Raw genomic sequence first — 15,616 nt, forward strand, 5'->3', positions numbered from 1 at the left:
CCGTCTCGCTGGCCAGTTGGTCGGCGGGAAGTCGCGAGGTGGCCTGTAGTATCGGCGCGACGCTCGGCAACGGCGGCTGGGCGACCCTGCTCAACAGCGCCAAGGGCCCGTTGCTGATCAACGGTCAGCCTCCTTTGGCTCCCCCCGACATTCCTCAGGAGCGCCTCAACTTGCCGCCGGTCCCGGTGCAGCTGCCCGCGCCGGCGCCGTCCGCGCCGACGCAGCAGCAAGTGCCCACCATCCCGCCGAGCAATCAGCACCTGCCCAATCAGCAGCCCACAGCTCCCCCGTCGCAGGCCCCCGCCTCACCGTCGACCCAGGCGCCCGCGCCGCAAGCACCGGCCGCGCCGCCGCCGGTCGAGGGCGGAGCACCAGCCCAGGCGCCCGAACCTCAGGGCCCCGCACCGGCTGAGCCTCCACCGGCGGGCTAACCGGTGCCGGTGCGGATGGACCCGCAGCGGTTCGACGACCTGGTTTCCGACGCACTCGATCTCATCCCGCCGGAATTGGCGGCGGCCATGGACAACGTCGTGGTGCTGGTCGCGGACCGACACCCCGAGGACGACGAATTGCTCGGACTCTATGAGGGCGTCGCATTGACCGAGCGGGACTCCGACTACGCCGGCACGCTGCCCGACGCGATCACCATTTTCCGCGAGGCCTTGCTGGCGGTGTGCGAATCCGAGGACGAGGTGGTCGAGCAGGTGGCGATCACGGTGATCCACGAGATCGCCCACCATTTCGGCATCGACGACGACCGGTTGGAGGAATTGGGCTGGGGCTGATGAGTGGCTCAAGTTGGCGCGGCATCGCACATTTGTCGGCGCGGAGTGCTATGAACGGCTTATGAGCGCAGGTTGTCGCGACTGCCGGGACGGCCTAGAACACTGTCACGGCACCATCATTCGTCACGCTGTGAGTCGGCCGGAATGTACCGAGCCGGATTGCACCGCCCCCGAGTTGTTCATACACACGTTCGTCATCGACTGCGACGCGATCGGCTGCGAATGCGCAGAGTCGGTGACGGTGGTGCGGTCAACCCATCGGATCGCTTGACGTCACGGCGTCTGTCACGGGCGTCGCGTCCGCTTCGGGGTAGAACGGCGGCGTGCGCGCACCCCAGCGCACGCAACTCCACCGCCCGTCGGTGATCGGTGTCAGCACGACCGATTCGGCGTTCTCGAGGTGGTTGTTCAGGACGAAGTCGCCGTCCACCCCGGCCAGCACGGCCGACGCCAACCTGATGGCGGCGCCATGGCTGACGACGACGATGTCGCCGTCCCAGTCGTCGTCGTCGAGGTAGCGCATCCGCAGTTCGGTCAGCACCGGCACGTACCGGTCCAAGACGTCGTCGCCGGTCTCCCCGCCGGGCAGCGCCAGGTTCAGTTCCCCGTGGTGCCATCGGTCGTAGATGGCGTTAAACTCGGCGACCGCCTCGTCGTCGTTGCGGTTTTCCAGCTCCCCGACCTGCACCTCGTGGATGCCTTCCAACCGCACCGGTGACACATCGAGGTGGGCGGCGATCACTCCGGCGGTCTCGACCGCCCGGGTGGCGACGGAGTGCGCCAGCAAGGTCGGCCGGGTGCTACCGCCCAACGCAAATGCGCGCGCCTGGTCGCGGCCCAACGGCGTGAGCGCAGCCCCGGGCGGCCGCGTGTCCAACCTGCGCTCGACGTTGGCATAGGACTGGCCGTGCCGAACCAGTACCAACCGACCGCTCATTGCACCAACTCCCCGTCCGGGTCGGGCTTGCCTTCCCGTATCCGCGCCAACCACCGCGTTGCCTCTTCGGCGTCCGGCGGCGGCACGCCGCTGGGCTGGCTGGCCGGCCAGGAACCCAGGTACCGCACATCGGCACAACGCCGGTGCAGCGCCTTGAGTGCCTCGGCGACGGCGTCGTCGTCGATATGTCCGACACAGTCGACGAAGAACATGTAGGTGCCCAGGCCGGTTCGGGTGGGCCGAGATTCGATGCGGGTGAGGTCGATGCCGCGCATGCCGAATTCGGTGAGTGCCAGCAACAGCGCGCCGGGCACGTTGTCGAGGCGCAATACCGCCGATGTGCGGTCAGCTCCGGTGCGGTCGGGCGGCGGACCGGGCGGTCCGATCAGCAGGAACCGGGTGCGCGCGTTGGACTCGTCGACGACGCCTTCGGCCAGCGTTTCCAGGCCCCAGTGCGAGGCGGCCAGCGGCGATGTCACCGCGGCATCCACCTGGCCTTCGGCAACTTGCCGGGCTGCATCGGCATTGGAATATGCCGGCCGCAGCTCGACGCCGGGTAAATGGGCGGTGAGCCACTGCCGCACCTGGGCCGCGGCCACCGGAAACGCCGCCACGGCGCGGATGTCGGAAGGGCCGACTCCATTGCCGACGACGATGCTGAACGCGACGTCCAGGGTGGTTTCAGCGAACACTTGCAGCGGCGAGCCGATGGCCAAGCTGTCCAAGGTGGGGGCAAGTGACCCGTCGATGGAGTTCTCGATGGGCACGCAGGCGTAATCCGCGGCGCCCCCGCGAACGGCGTCTAGGGCGGCCGGGGTGCTTTCTACGGGCAACCGCTGGACGCCCTCAGACGCGTGCGCCGGTACCAGGCGGGCCGCGGTGATTTGCAGCAGCGCCGCTTCGGTGAAGGTTCCCTCCGGACCGAGATAAGCGATGCGGGCCACGCTTCAACCCTAACGGCGGGAGGTGCGGCACCACCCTTGCGGCGTCCACTCGGGTAAGTTAACTTAGGCTTACCTAAGCCAAGGAGGTACGGTGTTACCGGTCACACAACCGACACCCACGACGGCCGAGCGCATCCGGAGCGCCTGTCTCCGCGCCGGTGGCGCGCTGCTCGCGGTCGAGGGCGACGAACCGGTGGCTACCGCCGTTCATCACCTGCTGTACGACGGGTCCTTCGCGGTCGCCGTTCCGGTCGACCGCGGGGAGGAGGTGCCGTGCTGTTCGCAGGCAGTGCTGGAGTTGACCGACTACGCGCCGCTGCCCCTGCGCGAACCCGTCCGCGCGCTGGTATGGGTGCGCGGTCGCATCCGTCGGGTTCCGCCCGGCGCGGTGACCAAGATGCTCGACCTGATCGCCACCGAGCACCCCAACCCGGCGTTGCTGCAGGTGGAAACCCCCCGGTCGGAACCCGCCGCCGAAGGCGACACGCGGTACACGCTGCTGCGTCTCGACATCGACTCCGTCGTGGTCACTGACGCCACGGGCGCGGAGCCGGTCAGCGTGGAGGACTTGCTTGCCGCGCGGCCGGACCCGTTCTGTGAGATCGAGTCGACGTTGCTGTGGCACCTTTCCACCGCCCACGACGACATCGTCGCCCGACTGGTGTCCCGGCTGCCGGTGGCGCTGCGGCGCGGCCAGGTGCGCCCGCTTGGGCTGGACCGGTACGGCATGCGGTTCCGCGTCGAAGGCAACGACGGTGACCGGGACGTCCGGCTGCCGTTTCACCGGCCCGTCGACGACATGATCGGCCTGCGGCAGGCCATCCGAGTGCTGATGGGTTGCCCGTTCGTCAACGGGCTGCGCGCCCGGCGTTAGCTGGCGCACACGGCGGTGGCTGAGGGCGGTCGGTGCGCCAGCCACGTACGTTGAGCAGGTGAGCGGCGACCGATCGAGTCCTGGACCGCGAGGTCCGGTGCCGCCGCGTCCCGTCCGTCGAGAGCCCTCGCAAGTCATTCGCCGCGACGGTGCTCCGCCGGTCTTACCGCGGCAGGCGGTACCGCCGCGACCGATGGCGGCGCCGCCGCGCCCAGTACGCCCGGTGGCGCCTGCGCCACGTCCGGCGGTTCCGCCACGTCCGGCGCTTCCACCGCCACCTCCGGCGCCCCCGGGACGCGTCCGCGCCACACGCCGCTGGGGCCGGCGGCTGCTGTCGGCGTTGCTGATCACCACACTGCTGATCGGTGTCGCCATGCTGGGCACCGCCCTCTGGTTCGACAACGCGGTGCACCGTCAAACGGTGCTGGCCGACTACCCGGACCGGCCCCCGGCCGGCAGCGGCACCAACTGGCTGCTGGTCGGCTCCGATAGCCGCCAAGACCTCACCGCGGCACAGCAACAAGACCTGGCCACCGGCGGCGACGTCGGCAGCGGACGCACTGACACCATCGTGCTGGTCCACCTCCCGAGCATCACCTCGAGCGCGCCGGCGACCGTGGTCTCCATACCCCGGGACTCCTACGTGCCGATACCTAACCATGGCCGGGACAAGATCAACGCCGCATTTGTCCAGGGCGGAGCGCCCTTGCTGGCGCAGACGGTCGAACAGGCCACCGGCCTCCGGCTCGACCACTACGCCGAGGTGGGATTCGCCGGGTTCGCCGGGCTGGTCGACGCGCTGGGCGGGGTGCGGGTATGCCCCGCTGAACCGATCAGCGACCCACTGGCCGGCATCGACCTGCCCGCCGGCTGTCAGCAGTTCGACGGCCGCAATGCCCTGGGCTACGTCCGGACGCGGGCAACCCCGCGGGCCGACTTGGATCGCATGGTCCACCAACGGCAATTCATGGCGGCGTTGTTGCATCGAGCTGCGAGCCCGGCGGTCTACCTCAACCCCTGGCGCTGGTATACGGTGCCGCGGGCGGCGGCCGGGGCGCTCACCGTCGACCGGGGCGACCACGTCTGGGATCTGGCCCGGCTCGGCTGGGCGTTGCACGGGCCCACTACCTCGACAACGGTTCCTATCGGAGACTTCGCCGACAGCGCGGTGGGGTCGGTGGTCGTGTGGAACCATGACGCCGCGCGCGCCCTGTTCGAGGCGCTGGCCTCCGACGCGGCCGTGCCTGCCAATCTGGTCGACGGCCCGTCGTAATCGGTTCATACGAATTGTGAATGTTCAGTTAGAAGAACTTATTTGAGGCTAACTTTACTAAGGCGATCCTGTCTTTGGATACGGTTCCCTCAGTAAGCGTCACCTTCATTGTTACCCCGCTTGAGCTGCGATAATCTCGCTGTATGACGGATTACGATGGACCCAAGACCAAATTTCACGCGTTAATGCAGGAACAAATTTTCAATGAATTCACTGCAGCCCAACAATATGTCGCGATCGCTGTTTACTTCGATGGCGCGGACCTACCGCAATTGGCGAAGCACTTCTACAGCCAAGCCGTCGAGGAGCGGAATCACGCCATGATGCTGGTACAACATCTGCTCGATCGTGATCTGCGCGTCGAGATCCCCCGAGTCGACGCTGTGCGCAACCAGTTCGATCGGCCTCGCGAAGCTTTGGCGCTCGCGCTCGACCAGGAGCGGGCGGTCACCGACCAGGTCAGTCGCCTCACCGCCGTGGCTCGTGACGAGGGCGACTACTTGGGCGAGCAGTTCATGCAGTGGTTCCTCAAGGAGCAGGTCGAGGAGGTGGCGTTGATGTCGACGCTGGTACGCGTTGCCGACCGCGCCGGGTCCAATCTCTTCGAACTGGAGAACTTCGTCGCCCGCGAAGTGGGCGGAGCGCCGTCACAATCGGACGCCCCACACGCGGCCGGCGGGCGCCTTTAGCCGCTGCTGTCGTTGGCCCGCTGGCGTTGCAGCCAGGCCTTGGTCCGGGCCGGGTGGTGGGTAGCGATCCACGCCACTCCCACTTCACGGCAGAAGTCGATGTCTTCGTACTCGTCGACGTTCCAGCAGTACACGGCGCGCCCTTGGGCGGCGGAGCGGTCGACGAGTTGCGGATATTCCTTGAGGGCCGCCAACGACGGGCCCACGGCGGTGGCGCCGACGGCGGTGGCCGCGCTGCTGGTCAGATAACGGCCGGTCCGGCCCAGCAGGACGGTCGGCAGCAGCGGCGCGGCCCGCCGGATTCGCCATACCGCCGCGGCCGAGAAGGACATCACCACGGTCCGCGAGCGGTCGGCGGAGGCCGGGGCGGCGATGCCGAAGCGCTGCAGCAGGGCCAACAGCTTGCTCTCCACCAGAGACCCATACCGGACCGGGTGCTTGGTCTCGATGAACATCTTCACCGGCCGGTGCCAATCCAGCACCAGCGACACCAGCGCATCCAGCGTCAGCAGACTGGTGTCGCCGTGTCCTCCGTCGGGACGATAGCTGTCGTGCCAGGCGCCGTACTCCAAGGCGCGCAGTTCGGCCAGCGTCATGGTGCTGACCAGGCCGGCGCCGGTGGACGTGCGATCCAGGCGCCGGTCGTGGACGCAGACCAGGTGGCCGTCGCGAGTCAGCCGCACATCGCATTCCACGCCGTCGGCGCCTTCTTTGAGGGCCAGGTCGTATGCGGCGAGGGTGTGTTCGGGAAGCGTGTGTGACGCTCCGCGATGGGCGACCACAAACGGATGCCCGGTGAGCACCTCGTCGGCCCAGCCCATGCCGACTATGCTGCCGGTTCCCGGCCCGCTAACTCAACCGGAGCCGAAGATTCGGACGAATTGGGCCGCTCTCCGGATTCTGGCTCGACGAACAGCCAGCGATGCGCGGGCCGCTCGACGGGTTTGCGCTCGAATTCCTCGAACACCCGCGCGGCCGCCGCCACGGTGGCCGCGGCGCACAGGTATGCGAGGACCATCATGACGGTGTTGTTGGCGATGCCCTGGGCGTCGGAGACCCAGCTGGTCGCGATGGCGAACAGGGAGACCAGGTAGCTGAGCACCCACAGCAGCCACCAGATCAGGATCGGCCTGCGCTGCCGTTCGTAGTGGTCTTCGACGAGCGCCAGCTCGATCACGTACACCGGCGCCCAGAAGAGGTTGGCGAAGGGCACCAGGCAACCCGCCCACAGCGCCCGGTTGGAGCGGTGATCGGCCACGCCCCGATGCGAGAACGCGGCCGCACGTCTGGCGATGAGCCACCGGATCAACAACACCGCGCTGGTCCCGACCGCGACCAGCGCAACCACACTGATGACCACGCCAAGCCAGGTCGCGCCACCGGCCACCCACGAGTTGAGCAGGGTGTTGCGGTTGACGATCAGCAGCACGTAGCGCACGACAAACGCCAAGGCGGCGATGCACAGCATCAGCAGGCTCAGGAACAGCGAGGTCCGCAACTTCGGGATGGACGGTGCAGTTTTGGCCGACGCGTCCGGCGCGGCCGCGGTCTGCTCGACACGGTCGAGCAAGCCCCAGCGTGGGATGACGGCGTAGCGGGGCGTCGGGCCGAGGGTGCGTCGGCCGCGCCGCGGCGGCGGGGCGGCGCCGGGACGGACTGCGATCCAGCGGAAACCCGGTGGCAGCCGCGGGGCGGTGCGGCGCATCGTGGGAGCCGCGGGCAGTTGCGGAGCGGTCGGGGTGCGCCAGCGCGGGTCGGCAGGTGGCATGTCGGCGAGCGGTGCCATGAGCGCCCCGCGGCAGCGCGGGCACCACTGCCGTTGCCGGTCGCGGACGTTCCACCGAGTGCCGCACTGGGAGCACACCTGGATCACGGCACCAGACTAGCCCGGCCATCCAACCCAGCCGCGGCGACGATGCGCGCCGCGCAGCGGCGTGAGGATGGAGCGCGACGCAGCGGCGTGAGGAGGAGCCCGGCGCAGCGGCGTGAGGAGGAGCCCGGCCATCTAACCCCACCCCGCGCTCAGCTAAAAAACACCTATCCACAGTTTCCACAGGTTTGTCCACAGATAACGGCGTTATACAGGGCACGCATCGCCGCCTCTATCGGCCAAAATCGGGAAGCGACTGTGGATAACCCGCGACTTTTGACGGGCGTCAATCGACAGCCCAGCGCTCATCAGAGCGAAATTTTCGTCGCGTTAACCTCACGTACCCAAGTCGGTCAGAAGCTAAACACCTATTTTTTCCGGAGCGTTTGATCCCACGGGCGTCAGAGCTATGGAGCACCCACGGCGACGCCACGCGGCTGCTGCGGCGGGTCGACGGCGCAGCACTTTTCCAACCTGTCCAGGAAGCGCTATGATCTCGGACGCAACGCTTCTTGTGACCCACCTCACTTGCGAGGTGGCGGCAGGTGAAAGGCAGTGGATGACCACACATCCGTTTGGTCCCGGGTCGACGTCGTCGTCAAAGTCTTACTCCGGCTCGCCGGTCTGGAACCATGCCTATGTCGTTGCCGCTTTACGCGCCGGCCTGATCGCTTTGGCGCTGCTGGCCATTCTCGCGCTTATCGCATTGTCGTAAGCCCGCTTGCCCGGAAGTGACCCCATGGGGCCGAGCGGTCTTCCTTGCGGCGCGCGCGGTCTTGGAGCAGGGTTGATTACGCTAGGCCTCCGCGCGGCGGAACCCGGCAACTGACGCGATACGACGAGCACTAACGAATTAGGAAGGAATGCCGTGGCTGAATACACCCTGCCCGACCTGGACTGGGACTACGCAGCGCTGGAACCGCACATTTCCGGTCAGATCAATGAGGTCCACCACAGCAAGCACCACGCCACCTACGTCAAGGGCGTGAACGACGCGATCGCCAAGCTGGAAGAGGCGCGCGCCAAGGACGACCACTCGGCGATCTTCCTGAACGAAAAGAACCTCGCTTTCCACCTCGGCGGCCACGTCAACCACTCCATCTGGTGGAAGAACCTGTCTCCCAACGGAGGCGACAAGCCGGAAGGAGAACTCGCCGCCGCCATCGACGACGCCTTCGGCTCGTTCGACAAGTTCCGCGCTCAGTTCAGCGCGGCGGCCAACGGCTTGCAGGGGTCGGGTTGGGCTGTCCTGGCCTACGACACCTTGGGCGGCAAGCTGCTGACGTTCCAGCTGTACGACCAGCAGGGCAACATCCCGTTGGGGATCATTCCGCTGCTGCAGGTCGACATGTGGGAGCACGCGTTCTACTTGCAGTACAAGAACGTCAAGGCCGACTACGTCAAGGCGTTCTGGAACGTCGTCAACTGGGCCGACGTCCAGTCGCGCTACGAGGCGGCAACAACCAAGACGGCCGGCTTGATTTTCGGCTGACCGCAGTAGCACCGAGGCAGGGGCGTCGCGCGAGTTCGCGCGGCGCCCTTCGCTTTTAGTGCAGCACTGACAGCGTGTTGGTCTGGCGCCGGTAAAGCCGGGTCGAGTTGCACCGCGCGTAAAGCCCGCGCATGCTTGATCATTCGAGCTACCATTGTCGAACTACCAGCGTGGTTATTTCGGACGGAGGCGTCGCGGAGGGCCAAATGGACGCAGGGTCAGGTCAGCCAATTGGGGTTGCTCCTTTTCATTCTCGGGGTGCCCTGAAAGGGTTTGTCATCTCGGGCCGTTGGCCGGATTCGACAAAGGAATGGGCCCAGCTACTGATGGTTGCGGTTCGGGTTGCTTCGCTGCCCGGATTGCTCTCGACCACAACCGTCTTCGGCGCCCGCGAAGAACTGCCCGATGAGCCCGAGCCCGGCACCGTTGGTCTGGTGTTGGCCGAAGGCACCGTGTTCGGTGAATCCGCAATTCAGCCAGGCTATTTCGCCGATCACCAACCGCCCGCGCTGTTGATGTTGCATCCGCCCTCAGAAACCACCCCTTCCCTGCCCGAGTGCACGGGCGCTGCGTCGGGATGTGTGCTCCTGCCCGGATTGCCCTATCTCGGCTTGGAGCATCGGGCGGCGTGGGTGGAAGCAGAAGCGGACGGCACGATCACATCTATGGTCAGCCGCGTGGGTGTCGACCCCATCAGCCATCCCGACACGGCCATTCTGGCAATGCTGCTTGCGGCATAAGCTAATTCAAACGAATTAATACGGGTACCCGAACTTCGCCGCCAATCTGGCGAACACCAAATGCGCCCGCTAGCCTGGGTTGCGTTAGCGAAGGGGAGTAGCCCCGAATCGTCGCGTCGACATACTGGCGAACAGCCCGGCCGGCGAACCGCTCAATTGGGGCGGTGGGCGAGACCTTCGACCGATGAGCAGTGACCCCTGTCGGTGACTGCCAGCGCGTCGAAAGGTCGCCTGCCATGCTCGCAGCCACCCTGCTCAGTCTCGGTGTGGTATTTCTCGCCGAACTCGGCGATCGGTCTCAGCTGATCACCCTGACGTACGCCCTGCGCTACCGGTGGTGGGTGGTGCTGACCGGCGTGGCGATCGCAGCCTGCACCGTGCACGGAGTCTCCGTCACGATCGGGCACTTCCTCGGCGCCACGCTGCCGTCGCGGCCGATGGCCTTCGCGTCAGCGATCGCCTTCCTCTTGTTCGCCATCTGGGCCTGGCGGGAAGGCAACAACGGCAACGACGACGTCGCCGCCGCGGGCGAGCCTCGCTTCGCGCTGCTCACCGTCGTGTCGTCGTTCGTGTTGGCCGAGATGAGCGACAAGACGACGCTGGCCACCCTGACCTTGGCCAGCGACCACGACTGGGTCGGTGTGTGGGTCGGGTCGACCCTGGGCATGATCCTGGCCGACGGATTGGCCATCATCGCGGGATTGTTCCTGCACCGGCGATTGCCCGAAGGTGTGCTGCACATTCTGGCCAGCCTGCTGTTCCTTCTCTTCGGTCTCTGGATCCTCTTCGACAGCGCGTTGGGCTGGCGTTCGGTCGCCATCGCGGTGACGGCGGGAGTGGCGCTCGCCGCCGTCGTCGGCATCGTGTCCGCAAGGTTGGCGCAAACTCGGCGCCGGCGACGCGCGACGGCGGACGCGGTTGCCGGACCGCCCGACACCGCCTGACCCGCCCGCAGCGGCGAGGTGGTCTCGCCGGCCTGCCTCGGCAGCTTCCCCGCCAGTGATGTACCGCGGCCTCCGGGCACTTCACCGAGTGACCTAGACTGTCCGAACGGAGGCGGACAGCAAAGATACCTTTCGCCGGTTTTCTACCGGATGCTGGTTGCCAAGAGTCGGCTGAATCCGTGTTAATAGGCCCGTTTGACGCGTTGGCCGATCACCGGACAGCCGCAGCGCCGCGCCGCCTCCGGCGCTCATTTCTGCGGATAACCTGTGAAATTGGCTATTTTTATGGACACTTCGCGAAATCACTTGGATGCTCGGCGGGGGCTGCCTCGATAGCCTGCCCCACTACCCGTACCCACTATCCGAAGGTTTGCACTTGGTCGTGCACGAAGTTTCTCGCTACCATAGTCAGCAAATACCTTTTGCTAACTGTTCCGCTTCTTTCACTCCGGTGGAGGTCATATCGATGAGCACGACGTTCGCTGCGCGCCTGAACCGCCTGTTTGACACGGTGTATCCCCCCGGACGCGGACCTCACACGTCCGCTGAGGTGATTGCCGCACTCAAGGCGGAGGGCATCACGATGTCGGCTCCCTACCTTTCCCAGCTACGCTCCGGCAACCGCACGAACCCGTCGTCGGCGACCATGGCCGCGCTGGCCAACTTCTTCCGCATCAAGCCGGCCTACTTCACCGACGACGAGTACTACGAGAAGCTCGACAGGGAACTGCAGTGGCTCGCCGCAACTCGCGAGGACGGTGTGCGGCGCATCGCCGAGCGCGCCCAAGGGCTGTCCAACGACGCTCAGCAGCAGATTGTCGAGCGGATCGAGGAACTGCGGCAAGCCGAGCGGCTCGACGCATAGTCCCTACGACAGTCACCCGGACCTGACAAGCCGTTGACGGCCGGCTCCGATTAGGGTTGGCCCAGCGTTCGCGCGCACCGCGATAGTCACGAGATACCGGGAGGCGGCCGGGAATGGGCCTGTTCCGCAAGCGAAAGAGCCGTGCGACCCGTCGCGCCGAGGCCCGTGCGATCAAGGCTCGCGCCAAGCTGGAGGCCAAGCTCTCCGCCAGGAACGAGGTGCGCCGCTTTAAGGCCGCCCAACGGGCCGCCGACAAGGCCCTCAAGGCGCAACTGAAGGCGCAGCGCGACAGCGATCGGGCGGCGTTGAAAGTTGCCGAAACCCAACTGAAAGCGGTGCGCGAAGGGAAAGTGTTGTCGCCTAACCGGATTCGGCGGGCACTGACCGTCTCTCGACTATTGGCGCCGATCCTGACGCCGCTGGTCTACCGCGCGGCCATCGCTGCTCGAGGGCTTATCGATCAGCGTCGCGCCGACCAACTAGGCATCCCCCTGGCCCAGATCGGACAGTTCTCCGGCCACGGCGCACGGTTGTCCGCTCGCATCGCCAGCGCTGAGCAATCGCTGCGGATGGTGCAGAACAAGAAGCCGAAAGACGCCGAGACCAACCAGTTCGCCTCAGCGATATCCGAACGGCTCGGTGACCTGTCCGCCGCCGTCATGGCCGCGGAAAATATGCCGGCGGCCCGCCGTCGCACCGCACACACCGCGATCGCCGCCCAACTCGACGGGATCGAGGCGGACCTGATGGCTCGGCTTGGGTTGAGCTGATCGCCTCTACCGCCGTACGGGTATTGAGCGGGGTCGTCGCGTTGTGGCTCGGCTCGGCCGTCGTCGCATCGCCGGCGTGGGCTCACGTCCGCGCCAGCAGTGACAACGCCGTGCGCGGCGCCATGGCGATGGTCACCTTCCAGGTGCCCAACGAATCCACTACCGGTGCTGCCACCACCGGGCTCACCGTCGTGCTGCCTGACGTCGCCTCGGCCCGCGCTGAAACCATCACCGGCTGGACGGTCGCAGTGGACCGCGACGGCGGCCGGGTGCGATCCGTGACATGGAGCGCGGTGCCCAACGGTGGTGTGCCGATGGACCAATTCGGTCTGTTCCGCATCGCGTTGCTGCTGCCGGATACCGACACGGTCAGCTTCCCGACCACCCAGACCTACTCCGACGGGACGAGCGTCAAGTGGGACCAGCCGCCGTCGCCCGGCGGCGGTGAGCCCGAACATCCGGTACCACTGCTGACGCTCACCTCGGGGCCTGCGGCGGCCCCGCACGCCTCCCCGACCGCGACGAACCCCCACGTCACCCCGAAAGACCAGCCCCGATCGCGCGCCGACAACACCGCGCGCTGGTTAGGCGGAGCCGCCCTGATAATTGGGGCCATGGGTACTGGACTCGCGCTGCGGCGGCGGACATGAGGGGCCTTGGGCGCCTGGCGCCGATGGCGTGGTTGGGACTGATCCTTGCCGGCATGGTGGTGAGCGCAACCCTGACCGCCGGGGTGGCCAGCGCCCACGCGACCCGGGTGGCCGCCGACCCGGCGGACAACGCCGTCGTGGCGGCCGGACCCGCGCAGGTCAGCGCCACCTTCAACGAGCGACTGCAGACGGCGTTCGCGGCCATGACCGTCGTCGGGCCGGACGACAAGCTGTGGTCGACGGGCGATCCCACGGTGCAGGGGCCCGTCGTCAGCGTCGGCGTGCGGCCGCTCGGACCGGCCGGCACCTACACGGTCAACTATCGCGTCACCTCCGCCGACGGACATGTGGTGCCGGGGTCGTGGTCCTTCCGGCTGACCGTGCCGGGAACCGGGACCCCGGGACCCTCGGCAGCTGCTCCCCAACACGACAGCGATCTCCCGGTGTGGCCGTTCGTGGTCGGCGCGGTGGCGTCGGTGGCGGTCGTCGCCTTCTGGTCGACACGGCGGCGCCCCTAGGTGGCCGAGCAGCCCCGGCGGCCCCAGCCGCTCCTGGCATGATGGGACCCGAGCGTTCCCCGACTTAATCAGCGACTACACAGCTCGAAGGAGCGGCCGCATGGCAGACCCGCAGGATCTACCCGAGGGCCAACCGGACCAGAATCCGCCCTCGCCAGCCAAAAAGCAGCCCGCTAAGAAGGCGGCTAAAGCACCCGCCAAAAAAGCGCCAGCGAAGAAAGCGCCCGCGAAGAAAGCGCCCGCCAAAAAGGCACCTGCAGACCAACCGCCGGCCAAAAAGGCACCGGCCGCGAGTCCCGAATCAGCGCCGCCGACCTTGGCCGACGAAATACTCGGCGTGCAGCATCGGGCCGAAACCAACGGACAGTTGGCCGCCGCCGCCAAAGATGCGGCCGCTCAAGCGAAATCCACTGTGGAGCGCGCCAACGACCCGCTCCCGCGCGAGGTGACGGCCGCGTCCGCGCTGCAGTCGCCGGTGCCGCTGGTCGTGGCGATCGCACTGAGCTTGTTGGCCATCCTGTTGGTCCGCCAGCTGCGCCGCGGCTGAGCGGCATGTCCGTGTCTTTCCGGGCCACCGCCGATCTGGTCGACGACATCGGGCCCGACGTCCGCAGCTGTGACCTGCAGTTCCGCCAGTTCGGCGGGCAGACCGAGTTCGCCGGTCCGATCAGCACCGTGCAGTGCCTCCAGGACAACGCGCTGCTGAAATCGGTGCTGTCCGAGCCGGGTGACGGCGGTGTGCTGGTGATCGACGGGGCCGGCTCCCTACACACCGCGCTGGTCGGTGATGTCATCGCCGAACTGGCCCGCTCCAATGGCTGGGCAGGTCTCATCGTCAACGGCGCGGTGCGCGACGCCGCCGCCCTGCGCGGCATCGCCATTGGGATCAAGGCGCTGGGTACCAACCCGCGCAAGAGCACCAAGACCGGCGCCGGCGACCGCAATGTCGAGATCGCCCTGGGGGGCGTCACTTTTGTGCCCGGCGACATCGCCTACAGCGACGACGACGGCATCGTGGTCATCGGTTCGGGAAGCGACGCCTAGACCGCGGCATCGGCTTGTCGCCCGCGCATGCGAACATATGTTCGTGCGGTGTGAGGCGTCCATCCTGCACGCGGATCTGGACTCGTTCTACGCCTCCGTCGAGCAACGGGACGACCCCACGTTGCGGGGCCGGCCGGTGATCGTCGGTGGCGGCGTCGTGCTGGCCGCCAGCTATGAGGCCAAAGCGTTCGGCGTGCGCACCGCCATGGGGGGCGGACAGGCACGGCGCCTGTGTCCGCAAGCCGTCGTGGTTCCGCCGCGGATGAGTGCCTACTCGCGGGCCAGTGACGACGTCTTCGAGGTGTTCCGGGACTGCACGCCACTGGTCGAGCCGGTGTCGGTGGATGAGGCGTTCCTGGACGTCGGCGGGCTCGGGCGGGTATCCGGAACGCCGGTACAGATTGCGGCACAATTGCGGGCCGACGTGCGCGACCGCGTGGGCCTGCCTATCACCGTTGGGGTGGCGCGGACGAAATTTCTGGCCAAGGTGGCCAGCCAAGAGGCCAAGCCCGACGGATTGCTCCTGGTCCCGCCCGACCAGGAATTGGCCTTCCTGCGCCCGCTTCCAATACGCCGCCTATGGGGCGTTGGCGTCAAAACCGCGGAGAAGTTGAATGCTCACGGCGTCCGAACCGTCGCCGATGTTGCCGAACTGGGCGAGTCAACCCTGGCGTCCATGGTCGGCGGTGCCATGGGTCGCCAGCTGTATGCGTTGTCGCACAACATCGATCGCCGCCGGGTGGTCACCGGAGTGCGTCGCCGCTCGGTGGGGGCCCAGCGCGCGCTGGGCCGCAAGGGCAACACCATGTCACCAGCCGAACTCGACGCGGTGGTGATCACGCTGATCGACCGCATCACCACCCGGATGCGCGCCGCGGAACGCACCGGCCGAACGGTGGTGTTGCGGCTGAGGTTCGACGACTTCACCCGGGCGACCCGATCACACACTTTGCCGCAGGCGACATCCTCGACGCAGCCCATCCTGGCGGCGGCTCGCCGGTTACTCGCCTCGGCCAAGCCAGACATCGCCGAGCGCGGCCTGACGCTGATCGGATTCGCGGTGTCGGGCATCGACCGCAGCGGCGCACAGCAGCTTTTGCTCCCGTTCGACGGGGAGCCACCGGCGATCGATGCGGCGGTAGACCGAATCCGCCATCGCTACGGCAAGTCCGCGGTCACCCGCGCGGTCTTGGTGGGCAGGGACCCGGGCCTGGAAATGCC

Annotated in this window: 19 protein-coding genes and 2 pseudogenes; 17 read left to right on the top strand and 4 right to left on the bottom strand. The window is 67.1% G+C overall.

Annotated elements, in window-relative coordinates; all coding sequences use genetic code 11:
* From A9W95_RS27275 to A9W95_RS28025, 3 genes and pseudogenes are all read left to right on the top strand, one after another.
* A pseudogene (locus A9W95_RS27275) lies at positions 1–431 on the top strand (hypothetical protein); the annotation flags it as partial.
* Between the two features lie 3 nt (positions 432–434).
* Positions 435–850: pseudogene (locus A9W95_RS16250) on the top strand (metallopeptidase family protein).
* On the top strand, positions 847–1,056 hold the full coding sequence (locus tag A9W95_RS28025; protein ID WP_082983134.1) for a hypothetical protein: 210 nt from the start codon (positions 847–849) through the stop codon (positions 1,054–1,056). The pseudogene A9W95_RS16250 and the gene A9W95_RS28025 overlap by 4 nt, the downstream one beginning before the upstream one ends.
* On the opposite strand, the gene A9W95_RS16255 is transcribed toward A9W95_RS28025, so the two are convergent.
* Both A9W95_RS16255 and pheA read right to left on the bottom strand, forming a co-directional pair.
* The gene (locus tag A9W95_RS16255) at positions 1,036–1,722 is read right to left on the bottom strand and encodes a histidine phosphatase family protein (RefSeq protein ID WP_067414694.1); all 687 of its coding nucleotides are present in this window, start codon (positions 1,720–1,722) and stop codon (positions 1,036–1,038) included. The genes A9W95_RS28025 and A9W95_RS16255 overlap by 21 nt on opposite strands.
* Positions 1,719–2,666: a prephenate dehydratase gene (gene pheA, locus A9W95_RS16260; RefSeq protein WP_067414696.1), complete on the bottom strand. Its 948-nt coding sequence runs from the start codon at positions 2,664–2,666 to the stop codon at positions 1,719–1,721. Before pheA ends, A9W95_RS16255 begins: the two co-directional genes overlap by 4 nt.
* 91 nt (positions 2,667–2,757) lie before the next feature.
* On the opposite strand from pheA, the gene A9W95_RS16265 reads away from it, so the two are divergent.
* The 3 genes from A9W95_RS16265 (at position 2,758) to A9W95_RS16275 (ending at position 5,502) form a co-directional block, all read left to right on the top strand.
* Complete coding sequence (locus A9W95_RS16265; RefSeq protein ID WP_067414699.1) at positions 2,758–3,540, top strand: DUF2470 domain-containing protein; 783 nt, start codon at positions 2,758–2,760, stop codon at positions 3,538–3,540.
* Positions 3,541–3,598: 58 nt separating this feature from the next.
* The gene (locus A9W95_RS16270; RefSeq protein WP_067414700.1) at positions 3,599–4,813 is read left to right on the top strand and encodes an LCP family protein; all 1,215 of its coding nucleotides are present in this window, start codon (positions 3,599–3,601) and stop codon (positions 4,811–4,813) included.
* Positions 4,814–4,956: 143 nt separating this feature from the next.
* Positions 4,957–5,502, top strand: a complete 546-nt coding sequence (locus A9W95_RS16275; RefSeq protein WP_067414703.1) for a ferritin — start codon at positions 4,957–4,959, stop codon at positions 5,500–5,502.
* Here A9W95_RS16275 and A9W95_RS16280 read toward each other — a convergent pair.
* The gene (locus A9W95_RS16280; protein ID WP_067414705.1) at positions 5,499–6,323 is read right to left on the bottom strand and encodes a glycerophosphodiester phosphodiesterase; all 825 of its coding nucleotides are present in this window, start codon (positions 6,321–6,323) and stop codon (positions 5,499–5,501) included. The two genes, A9W95_RS16275 and A9W95_RS16280, sit on opposite strands and share 4 nt — an antisense overlap.
* Before the next feature lie 5 nt (positions 6,324–6,328).
* Positions 6,329–7,375 carry a DUF4328 domain-containing protein gene (locus A9W95_RS16285; protein WP_067414708.1) on the bottom strand — a complete coding sequence of 349 codons (1,047 nt, stop codon included), beginning with the start codon at positions 7,373–7,375 and terminating at the stop codon, positions 6,329–6,331.
* Between the two features lie 556 nt (positions 7,376–7,931).
* On the opposite strand from A9W95_RS16285, the gene A9W95_RS16290 reads away from it, so the two are divergent.
* The 11 genes from A9W95_RS16290 to dinB all read left to right on the top strand — a co-directional run.
* The gene (locus A9W95_RS16290; RefSeq protein WP_216638175.1) at positions 7,932–8,087 is read left to right on the top strand and encodes a hypothetical protein; all 156 of its coding nucleotides are present in this window, start codon (positions 7,932–7,934) and stop codon (positions 8,085–8,087) included.
* Between the two features lie 153 nt (positions 8,088–8,240).
* Positions 8,241–8,864, top strand: coding sequence for a superoxide dismutase (locus A9W95_RS16295; RefSeq protein ID WP_067414713.1), 624 nt, complete (start codon positions 8,241–8,243; stop codon positions 8,862–8,864).
* 206 nt (positions 8,865–9,070) lie between these two features.
* Positions 9,071–9,604 (top strand): peptidase, encoded by a 534-nt coding sequence (locus A9W95_RS16300; RefSeq protein WP_067414716.1) that lies wholly within the window; start codon positions 9,071–9,073, stop codon positions 9,602–9,604.
* Positions 9,605–9,840: 236 nt separating this feature from the next.
* The gene (locus tag A9W95_RS16305) at positions 9,841–10,548 is read left to right on the top strand and encodes a TMEM165/GDT1 family protein (protein ID WP_067414719.1); all 708 of its coding nucleotides are present in this window, start codon (positions 9,841–9,843) and stop codon (positions 10,546–10,548) included.
* 466 nt (positions 10,549–11,014) lie between these two features.
* A complete protein-coding gene (locus A9W95_RS16310) occupies positions 11,015–11,413 on the top strand; it encodes a secretion protein EspR (RefSeq protein ID WP_067414740.1) in 399 nt (132 codons plus the stop codon).
* A gap of 113 nt (positions 11,414–11,526) precedes the next feature.
* Positions 11,527–12,183, top strand: a complete 657-nt coding sequence (locus tag A9W95_RS16315) for a DUF6474 family protein (protein WP_067414722.1) — start codon at positions 11,527–11,529, stop codon at positions 12,181–12,183.
* A 23-nt stretch (positions 12,184–12,206) separates the two neighbouring features.
* Entirely contained in the window at positions 12,207–12,833 is a 627-nt protein-coding gene (locus A9W95_RS16320) for a YcnI family protein (RefSeq protein ID WP_253851676.1), read from the top strand.
* Positions 12,830–13,351, top strand: a complete 522-nt coding sequence (locus tag A9W95_RS16325; RefSeq protein ID WP_067414728.1) for a copper resistance CopC family protein — start codon at positions 12,830–12,832, stop codon at positions 13,349–13,351. The genes A9W95_RS16320 and A9W95_RS16325 overlap by 4 nt, the downstream gene beginning before the upstream one ends.
* Before the next feature lie 100 nt (positions 13,352–13,451).
* Positions 13,452–13,898, top strand: coding sequence for a nucleoid-structuring protein H-NS (locus tag A9W95_RS16330; protein WP_067414731.1), 447 nt, complete (start codon positions 13,452–13,454; stop codon positions 13,896–13,898).
* A 5-nt stretch (positions 13,899–13,903) separates the two neighbouring features.
* Positions 13,904–14,395, top strand: a complete 492-nt coding sequence (gene rraA / locus A9W95_RS16335; RefSeq protein ID WP_067414734.1) for a ribonuclease E activity regulator RraA — start codon at positions 13,904–13,906, stop codon at positions 14,393–14,395.
* 37 nt (positions 14,396–14,432) lie between these two features.
* The coding region (gene dinB / locus A9W95_RS16340; protein WP_067414737.1) for a DNA polymerase IV at positions 14,433–15,616 on the top strand (1,184 nt) is incomplete at its 3' end.

This window comes from Mycobacterium sp. 1423905.2 (assembly GCF_001673155.1).
GTDB lineage: Bacteria > Actinomycetota > Actinomycetes > Mycobacteriales > Mycobacteriaceae > Mycobacterium.